Genomic DNA, 9,149 nt, shown 5'->3' on the forward strand with positions numbered 1-9,149 from the left:
CTAATATGAGATTTTAAAAGGCTAAAAACAAAATCAGGTGAAATAGCAAACGATATGAGCAAAAAAAAATTGAAAAATTGGGTGAAATTTAATAGGGATATTATATTTCTGCTATATTTTGAATGGTTTCAACACCCTTTAGTAGTGATTGAAGGACAGAACCGCTAATCAGCCACAGGGCTTTAAACTCACGTTGCCTGGTGGCAGGGTCATCCATTACAATATGTGCACAGAATACTTTAACATTAGTGTTACTCCTTTATGGCCGCCTGCTTAAGAAATGAAAGAACTGCCTCAAGCTCCAGATACGGGTTTTTCTGATATGAATGGAAGGAGTACTGTATTGGCGGGGTTTGGGGGTTCGGCCTTATGATCACCGCTGAATTTTTTAATTGTTGGAGTAATTGACAACGGATGATAATGTTGATATTATTTCCAACATGAAAGCCATTCAACTCATTTGCACACATATCATCTATTCTGAATCGGCATTTGCGGAATTGGTATTATGGCGGCTGCCAAAGCCACTGGATGGATCTCTGCACGACTTCAAATACAGGCTTGCGTATGTCGTACGTGGCAAATGCGTTTTGCGCTATGATAATGAGACCGGAAAGGGCGATCACCGACATTTCGTTGGGGAAGAAGGTGTCTACATTTTCACGACACCGGAGCAGTTGATCGCTGATTTCCAGAATGATGTTGAGAGGTGGAACCATGAAAATCGTAACTCTTAATGTACGGGATCCTGCCGATTCAATGGCAGATTTTACACGGGCTTGGAAAACAGGGAAATCCCAAAAGTCCGCACGCATTTCCTTTGCGTCTCCTGAGTTGCTTTGGCGGGTTTTAACCGAAAAGCGCTGGGGATTGCTTAAGGTTCTGTGCGGAGCAGGTCCTGTATCAATTCGAGAAGCAGCTCGGCTCATTGGACGTGATGTAAAGGCCGTTCACGGCGATGTTACAGCACTTCTAAACGCCGGAATACTTATTCACACTGACGATAGACGCATCGTTTTTCCATTTGAAGCTGTTAAAGTTGAATTTTTATTGCATGCGGCATAGCCGTTCACTACTTGAAAGTGGAAATTAGAAATTAGGGAGGGATGAAACGAGTTACGAGTTGTATGTTTACAAATTAAGGGAAGAGTTATTAGATATGGTTTGAAACAACAAAAAAATAGGGGAAAGAAAACCAATGCAGCAAAATTTTGAAGAGATAACAAAAGGATTAATAAGGCTGCCCAAACGGGAACGATTAGAGATAGTCCGATTTCTCTTATTTCTTGATAGCAGATCTTTGGATACTGATATTGAATCTGCATGGGAAGAAGAGATAATGGATAGGGTCCGTGCTGTTGATGAGGGGAAAGCCACTGGTATTGATTACAATAAAGCAATTAAAGAAATTGAACAACTGTTTATATTATGAATATCGTAATACTCCAGCAGGCATTTGAGGAATTGAAAGATGCAATAGCTTATTATGAAGAACAACAGTCTGGATTAGGATTAAAGTTTAAAGAAGAAGCAGACCAGCATATCAATTGGATTTTAAGCAATCCAACTGTTTCACGACTCCGAAAACGAAGTTACCATCGCGTCAATCTAAAAGTCTTTCCATACTATATAGCGTACATGATTCGAGGAGAAACTTTGTGGATTCTTGCTATAGCACATGGGCATCGTAAGCCGGAATACTGGATAAATAGAGAGTAGGGAATCAACTAACAGAAGCTTATTCTCTTTGGTAGTTATGAGCTATGCAACCTGGCAATTTGTCTTTGTAATAATCACTGATTTCGTTTAATACTTGCGCAAAAGCAGGAATGGATGCCTCAATGACATTATTTGAATGAATATGTTTATGATGAGGAAATGTCTTAACTTCCTGGTGATGCGGTGCCATATCATATTTGAAAATATTCATTTACGAGCACAATTCAACTCCCTGCAACTCATTACAATCCTTTTGCAATCGCTCTAATGTTTCACTTAGACAGAACCTCAAAGAACGCATGTGACATCTCATAATCATAATGCTACCCGGTATTTGACGGTAGGCAAAACACCCCTTGAAAGGATGTATAAAATGCTGTCAAAGCTATATTCCATAAGGCGGAACAAGGAGTTCGATCACTCTCACCTGAGCTTCACACGTTAAAGCGATACAAAGAAGCTCTCAAAAATAGTTTATTTTGTTACACAAAATAATAATTTTATGATTGACTTTATGTCAAAAAAACTAAACAATATCCCTTATTTAATAACAATACTTTAACAAATTTATATTTTATGATCAACTAAGGAGACGATGTTTAAAAGAGATATAATAGGAAAGCTGTCTGCCTGGGCAAAAATTAACGGCCGAAAACCCCTGATTCTGAGAGGGGCAAGACAAGTTGGTAAAACCACGGCTGTGAACATGTTTTCAAATCTATTTGATCAATATATTTATCTTAATCTTGAACTGAAAGAAGAGAAAAGAATTTTTGAACAAGAATATTCAATCGACGAATTGATTCGGGCAATTTTTTTTTATAAAGATCAGGTGAGAGGGAATGGTAAGGTTCTCATATTTATCGATGAAATTCAGGCTTGCCCTTCAGCTGTCTCATACCTGCGGTTTTTTTATGAAATTTTCCCGGATCTTTATATCATTGCGGCGGGGTCTCTTTTAGAAACCCTTATCGATACTCATATCAGTTTCCCTGTAGGAAGAGTTGAGTATCTTGTGATGAAACCATTAAATTTTAAAGAATTTTTAAATGCATTAGACGAGAAAAGCAGTCTGGATATCATTAATAATACTATACCTGTGCCCGATTTTGCTCATGATAAATTAATGAAACTTTTTCATATTTACTCAATCATCGGTGGGATGCCGGAAATTGTCCAAAAATACTCAGAACAAAAAGATATCCTTGCATTGAATAATTTATTTGATGGCTTAATTGTTTCATATCTTGATGATGTTGAAAAATATGCACGAAATCATTCAATGGCACAAGTCATAAGGCATGCCATCTCAACTGCATTTTATGAGGCCGGAAATAGAATAAAATTTCAGGGATTCGGAAATTCCAATTATAAGTCAAGGGAAATGGGTGAAGCATTAAAAGTGTTAGAAAAAGCAATGTTGATTTATCTTTTATATCCTTCATCCTCTGTTGAGCCTCCATTGCTGCCAAACATCAAAAAATCTCCAAGACTTCAGGTTCTCGATACAGGCATGCTCAATTATTTTGCCGGATTTCAAAAAGATCTGTTTGGAACAAAAGATATTGATTCTATTTATCAAGGTAAAATAGCAGAACATATTGTAGGCCAGGAACTTTTAACTTGTGATACATCCCCGCTGTATAAACTTAATTTCTGGAGCAGGGAAAAAAACCAGTCCAGCGCTGAAATTGATTTTCTCATACAATTCAAAAACATGATAATACCCGTTGAAGTAAAAGCCGGTGCAACGGGCAGGCTTCGTTCATTACATCAGTTTATCGACCGCGCACCACACAATTATGCAGTGAGAATATATTCCGGTCAGTTAGAAATTAATCAAATTAAAACCTTAAACGGGAAAGATTTTATATTATTGAACCTTCCGTTCTATTTAGCCGGGCGTATTTTTGAATACCTTGAATGGTTAATGTCTCACTAGTGCAAAAGCGCACAATAAGTTTGAGATCATTAAAGGTGACGGATAGTCAGCAATTACGCGTGACCTTAAACGTTATTTTTTAGGGTATTCCTCTAAAAGCAAAGCCCCATCAAAAAACTGAAGTTAAAGGAATACCTATAATATTCCGGTCAAGATAAATTACATTGTCACCCCTGTAAAGAACAATGCCAAAGGGCACCCTCTTATTTGTCTGGGATGCAATAAAGCTCTTCATACCACGAAGAGACTGCTTTTTGACCTGCACTCCGCCCTTAACCTCAATGGGGATCAATTTATCCTGATATTCAATGACAAAATCGACCTCAGCACCGTTATTTGTACGCCAGTAATATACAGAAGCCCCTTGAACAGTGTTGATTATTTCTTTATATATCTCAGTAAAAACATGGGTTTCAAGAATTGCACCCCATTGCATGCAGTTCATCATATTCTCTATGCTGGTGTTTTTTAAAAAATAATTCATCAAACCAGTATCAAAACAAAATAATTTTGGTGATTTTGTAATCTGTTTTTTCTGGTTCATATGATAAGAGGAAAGCACAGTGCTCTGAAACGAAGTGCGCAATATGGAAATATATCTTTTTATGGTCTGAACCGACACCCCTGTATTACCGGCAATGGCAGACATGTTCATGATATTTCCGGAATAAAACGCAATAAGCCGATATACGTGTTGAAATGTATCAATATCACCGACCTGGGCCAGGTCCCTCAGGTCTCTTTCAATATAAGTGCTGACATAATTTTTAAACCATAGTAATCCTGCCTGCCTGGTTTTCAGGTTATGAATTTTAGGGTACCCGCCAGACAAAATAAAGCTGAGCAGTTCCTTATCACTCACCTGGCCAAAGGTACTGCTGACAGTCTTGAATAAGGTATCAATCGTATCTGTTGAAATAATTGTGCGAATAAATTTGTTTGATGTAAGTTCCAGCGCTTCTGATAAAGAAAATGGCAAAAGCTCCAGTCTTCCGGTCCTTCCGGCAAGCGATTCAGTGATAGATTTGAGCAGCAAAAAGTTTGTAGAACCAGATAGCAGTATCTGATTGTTAAATCCGCCGTCTACCAGCAACTTTAACGAATGAAACAGTTCCGGGGCTTTCTGCGCCTCATCAATGGCTATGCTGCTGTCAATGGTTTTAATAAACAGCCCGGGATCATCCTTGATTCTAAGAAGCAGCTCCCTGTCATCCAGTGAATAATAGCGCCAGTTTTCATCTCCACCAATATAATGATTGATTAGTGTGGATTTTCCGGACTGTCTCGGACCGGTTATAGAAACAATGGAAAAAACATCAAAATTTTCCGGAATGTAAGGAATTATTGTTCTATTTTTGAAATGCATAATATATATTTACCATAAAATTTTGAAATGTCAATTAAAATTTCTATGGTAAATTCAGTCCAGAATATCCTTTTCAAGGAGCATGGCAGTTTCCTTAACAACGCCTTCTCCTATTTTTAATATACCCCCACAGGGTCGGGATTGATACCCCTTAAATTATAGCTTAAAGCAAACTATTGTTATGGACTTTGCAACGGATGATCCTTTCAACCCAAAAATTGCAGACGACAACGTTCAAATCACACAATTGACATTTGGGACAAATAGTTTTAGAAGATATGAGTCTTAAAGAAAATTTAAACCACTGGCTTTTAGGAGGAAAAATGAAAGCAAAATATAATATCAAATCCGTTGTGACTATAGTGGTCGTTGTGTTGCTGGGATTTTTGATTTCCGGGTGTTTCGGTCTTGGTTCGTCACCAAAATCGGAAGAAGATTCATCTGCCGATCAGCCCAAGTCAAGGGAAACCACAGCGGTTTATTATGATTTTGAAGATGTATTAATCCCCATGGAGCTTTCAATCGTAAAAAACAGGACCGTTGTTATATTGACACCCGGGTTTACGTCAGGCCTCATTACACTTAAGGGCAGGGTGGAAAGACAATCTCTGTTTAACTTCTTTAATAATAATATGGCAAAAGACAATTGGACTGTTATCAGCCAGATCAAGTCTCCCGGTATCACCATCATGGTTTTTCAAAAACCTTCAAGAACCTCGGTTATAACCATCCGGGACGAGCAGATATATACCTATGTTGAGGTGGGTGTGGCGCCAACTATTACAGGAGGATCAGGTCTTTCCGGGTCAAACCTGATAGAATAATGGACTTTCAAAACAAACATATTCTTTTTGGGGTTACAGGGGGAATTGCCGCATATAAAGCGGTTGAGCTTTTAAGGCTGTTAAAAAAGGCCGGAGCCAATGTCAATGTGATCATGACCGGCAGTGCCCAGAAATTTGTCGGTAAAACCACTTTTGAGGTATTGTCTGAAAATCCGGTATTATCGGATCTATTTTTTGATACCGATTCTTCCATAAAGCATATTGATCTTGCAGCAAGGGCGGATGCTGCCATTATTGCACCGGCAACCGCAAATACCATTGCAAAGTTTGCCCATGGTATTGCAGATGATGCATTGTCCACAACATTGCTGGCGGTAACCTGCCCTGTCATGATCTGTCCGTCCATGAACACGGATATGTACCAGAATATCCGCGTACAGCGAAACCTTGATATTCTTGAAAAGGACGGATGGCAGATCCTTGATCCTGATTCAGGTGTGCTGGCATGTAAAACTGTGGGAACAGGAAGACTGCCTGATTCTGGCTTTATTTTTGACAGGGTTGAGGCCATGCTTACCAAAAAGGATTTAAACGGCAAAAAAATCCTGGTTTCAGCAGGCCCCACGGTTGAAGCCATAGACCCTGTCAGATTTGTGAGCAATCATTCATCCGGGAAAATGGGATATGCCATTGCCAGGGCGGCGGAAAAAAGAGGAGGGCAGGTGACACTGGTGTCAGGCCCTGTCAGCCTTGAAGCACCTGCGGGTGTTGAGTGTATTGATGTGGTAACCTGTGAAGAAATGGCCGATCAAATGCTTGCCGGCCTTGATCAGGCTGATATTATTATCAAAGTCGCAGCCGTGGCTGATTATAAACCAGTAGAACCTAAAACAAGTAAAATAAAGAAAAAAGACAATAATAAAGATCTTTCCATTTTAATGATCCAAAATCCTGATATTTTAAAACTTATCGGAGAAAAAAAAAGAAAGAATCAGTTCCTGGTCGGGTTTGCTGCAGAAACCAACGATCTTGAAAAAAATGCATTAATGAAAATGCAAAAGAAAAATCTTGATATGATTGCTGCCAATATTGTGGGATCAACAGACTCGGGATTCAAGGCAGATACCAACAAGGTAAAACTTTTTTTTAAGAATGGCTCATCATTCGATATCCCTTTGATGGAAAAAGGCAAGGTGGCTGATATCCTGATCGATCATATTATTGATAAAATGGGATAGATTTTAAAATGGGTGCAGATGTTCAAAATGATCCGGATTCAATAAAGACAGAGTTTATCCGGGTGATAAAAGATTTTTCACAATATCTATCCGGTCAAAAAGAAGCAGGGAATACTTTTCTTGACATTTCAGAAGAATCTGAAGCCTTGATAAACAATTGGGGTAGTATAAGCCGGGCACAGGACACTTTTTCTTTTGAAGGTCCTGAAACCGCAGATGTTTTTATCATAGATAGTGAAGCCGGTTTTTTTAAAGGGGAGGGCGGGGCGCTTTTAATCAAGATTATCGGGGCCATGAAGCTCACTTCCGATTCAGTTTTTATCTGCAATGCAGGTGATGCAAGATCTGTCTATAAAAAAATAAAAACTATTTCTCCCAAAGTTATCATTACTCTTGGGACAAGGGCCGGCCAATCTTTATTGAATATTAAACAGCCCCTGGAAAAATTCAGGGGAAAGTTTCATGAATATCATGGAATTAAAGTTATGCCCACTTTTCATCCATCCCTGCTTTTAAAACAACCTGAATACAAACGCCAGGTCTGGGAGGATATGAAACTTGTGATGAAATTATCAGGATTGAAAGATGGTTCTTGATACTTTTATTGATACACTCATGGCTGAAAAAGGGTATTCCGTCCATACATGCAGGGCATACCGGGCTGATGTTTTATATTTTATTCAATTTTTTCTGGAAGATCAAAAACTGGACGATACTCAATACCGGAAATTGTTTCCGGCGTATCTGAACAGGCTTGATAAGGATGCTGTCAGAAGCTTTCTTGCCCATCTTGTGAGATCAGGCAAATCTAAAAGGACAGTATCAAGAAAGCTGTCTTCACTTAAGGCATTTTTTGAATATCTTGTTAAATCGGGACAGCTGAAGATAAATCCCGCAGACTCGGTGCCTTTTCCTAAGCTTGAGAAAAGCATACCCAAATTTTTAACCATTGATGATCTGTTTCAACTCCTGGATTCCATCAAGACAGAGACCTGGTTTGACAAGAGAAATCTTGCCATGTTTGAAACTTTTTATTCCACGGGCATGCGTGTGTCTGAAATGGAAGGCCTGAATATCCAGGACATTGACTTTAAAAGTCAAATGATTAGAGTCTTTGGGAAAGGCTCAAAGGAAAGAGTTGTCCCTGTTGGCAAAAGAGCCTTGAAGGCCGTAACAGATTACAGGGCATCTTTGAAAGAAAAGTTTATTCCGGTTTTTGTGAATAAGAATTTTACACGATTAAGTTCCCGGTCCATAAGAAGGATACTTGATAAAATAGTAAGGGAGTGCCAGTTGAATCTGCCTGTTTCACCCCATATGCTGCGTCATTCCTTTGCAACGCATATGCTGGATTCGGGTGCGGATTTAAGGGGGATTCAGGAAATCTTGGGGCATGTAAGCTTATCCACTACTCAGATCTATACTCATGTGAGTATGGACAGATTAATGCAGGTATATGACAAGGCGCATCCAAGGAGCTGATATGGATAAAGAAATATTTCACGGAACAACTATTCTTGCTGTAAGGCATAAAAACAAAGTTGTTGTGGCAGGGGACGGGCAGGTGACGTTGGGAAGTGTTGTCACAAAACACAAAGCAAGAAAAGTCAGAAGAATTTATAATGACAAGATTATAGTCGGTTTTGCAGGGGCCACGGCAGATGCATTGACCCTGTCTGAAAAACTTGAACAAAAACTGGAAAGATATAGCGGAAGTCTGACAAGGGCGTGTGTGGAACTTGCCCGGGACTGGAGAATGGATAAATATTTAAGACGTCTTGAGGCTATGATGATCGCAGTGGATAAGGAGAACACTTATCTGTTATCCGGCAACGGGGATGTGATTGAACCCGATGACGGGGTGATCAGTATTGGTTCGGGCAGTACCTCTGCCCAGTCAGCCGCAGTTGCCCTGCTTGAAAATACCAAGTTGGAACCAAGAACAATTGTAGAAAAAGCCATGAAGATAGCTGCCAATTTGTGTATCTATACAAATCATCATATCACTGTGGAAGAACTATAATTGTATAATTGGGGTCAGGCTTGCTTTGTTGTCGTTATTTTGAAAAATAACGACAACAAAGCAAGCCTGACCCCAT

12 protein-coding genes are annotated in these 9,149 nt (G+C 39.2%); 10 read left to right on the forward strand and 2 right to left on the reverse strand.

Annotation, left to right across the window (positions count from 1 at the left end):
• The first annotated feature begins 404 nt into the window (after nucleotides 1–404).
• From QAI40_RS15665 to QAI40_RS17230, 4 genes are all read left to right on the forward strand, one after another.
• Nucleotides 405–737, forward strand: a complete 333-nt coding sequence (locus QAI40_RS15665) for a toxin-antitoxin system TumE family protein (protein ID WP_304511805.1) — start codon at nucleotides 405–407, stop codon at nucleotides 735–737.
• Nucleotides 718–1,065: an HVO_A0114 family putative DNA-binding protein gene (locus QAI40_RS15670; protein WP_304511806.1), complete on the forward strand. Its 348-nt coding sequence runs from the start codon at nucleotides 718–720 to the stop codon at nucleotides 1,063–1,065. The genes QAI40_RS15665 and QAI40_RS15670 overlap by 20 nt, the downstream gene beginning before the upstream one ends.
• A gap of 133 nt (nucleotides 1,066–1,198) precedes the next feature.
• Nucleotides 1,199–1,432, forward strand: coding sequence for an addiction module protein (locus tag QAI40_RS15675; protein WP_304511807.1), 234 nt, complete (start codon nucleotides 1,199–1,201; stop codon nucleotides 1,430–1,432).
• Nucleotides 1,429–1,719, forward strand: a complete 291-nt coding sequence (locus QAI40_RS17230; RefSeq protein WP_442875405.1) for a type II toxin-antitoxin system RelE/ParE family toxin — start codon at nucleotides 1,429–1,431, stop codon at nucleotides 1,717–1,719. The genes QAI40_RS15675 and QAI40_RS17230 overlap by 4 nt, the downstream gene beginning before the upstream one ends.
• Nucleotides 1,720–1,738: 19 nt before the next feature.
• Here the strand turns inward: QAI40_RS17230 and QAI40_RS17235 are convergent, their stop codons facing one another.
• On the reverse strand, nucleotides 1,739–1,930 hold the full coding sequence (locus QAI40_RS17235) for a toxin-antitoxin system TumE family protein (RefSeq protein ID WP_442875406.1): 192 nt from the start codon (nucleotides 1,928–1,930) through the stop codon (nucleotides 1,739–1,741).
• A gap of 384 nt (nucleotides 1,931–2,314) precedes the next feature.
• On the opposite strand from QAI40_RS17235, the gene QAI40_RS15680 reads away from it, so the two are divergent.
• A complete protein-coding gene (locus tag QAI40_RS15680; RefSeq protein WP_299981518.1) occupies nucleotides 2,315–3,661 on the forward strand; it encodes an ATP-binding protein in 1,347 nt (448 codons plus the stop codon).
• 109 nt (nucleotides 3,662–3,770) lie between these two features.
• On the opposite strand, the gene QAI40_RS15685 is transcribed toward QAI40_RS15680, so the two are convergent.
• On the reverse strand, nucleotides 3,771–5,027 hold the full coding sequence (locus QAI40_RS15685; protein WP_299981520.1) for an ATP-binding protein: 1,257 nt from the start codon (nucleotides 5,025–5,027) through the stop codon (nucleotides 3,771–3,773).
• 323 nt (nucleotides 5,028–5,350) lie between these two features.
• Here QAI40_RS15685 and QAI40_RS15690 point away from each other — a divergent pair, with 323 nt between their 5' ends.
• From QAI40_RS15690 to hslV, 5 genes are read left to right on the forward strand one after another with little or no spacing between them, the layout of a single operon-like run.
• Nucleotides 5,351–5,851, forward strand: coding sequence for a hypothetical protein (locus QAI40_RS15690; protein ID WP_299981522.1), 501 nt, complete (start codon nucleotides 5,351–5,353; stop codon nucleotides 5,849–5,851).
• Nucleotides 5,851–7,050, forward strand: coding sequence for a bifunctional phosphopantothenoylcysteine decarboxylase/phosphopantothenate--cysteine ligase CoaBC (gene coaBC / locus QAI40_RS15695; RefSeq protein ID WP_299981524.1), 1,200 nt, complete (start codon nucleotides 5,851–5,853; stop codon nucleotides 7,048–7,050). Before QAI40_RS15690 ends, coaBC begins: the two co-directional genes overlap by 1 nt.
• Before the next feature lie 8 nt (nucleotides 7,051–7,058).
• On the forward strand, nucleotides 7,059–7,646 hold the full coding sequence (locus QAI40_RS15700) for a uracil-DNA glycosylase (RefSeq protein ID WP_299981526.1): 588 nt from the start codon (nucleotides 7,059–7,061) through the stop codon (nucleotides 7,644–7,646).
• On the forward strand, nucleotides 7,636–8,532 hold the full coding sequence (gene xerA, locus QAI40_RS15705; protein WP_299981528.1) for a site-specific tyrosine recombinase/integron integrase: 897 nt from the start codon (nucleotides 7,636–7,638) through the stop codon (nucleotides 8,530–8,532). The genes QAI40_RS15700 and xerA overlap by 11 nt, the downstream gene beginning before the upstream one ends.
• A 1-nt stretch (nucleotide 8,533) precedes the next feature.
• A complete protein-coding gene (gene hslV, locus QAI40_RS15710) occupies nucleotides 8,534–9,073 on the forward strand; it encodes an ATP-dependent protease subunit HslV (RefSeq protein WP_299981530.1) in 540 nt (179 codons plus the stop codon).
• Nucleotides 9,074–9,149 lie beyond the last annotated feature (76 nt).

It is taken from the genome of Desulfobacula sp. (assembly GCF_030611305.1).
In the GTDB taxonomy this organism is placed as follows: Bacteria; Desulfobacterota; Desulfobacteria; order Desulfobacterales; family Desulfobacteraceae; genus Desulfobacula.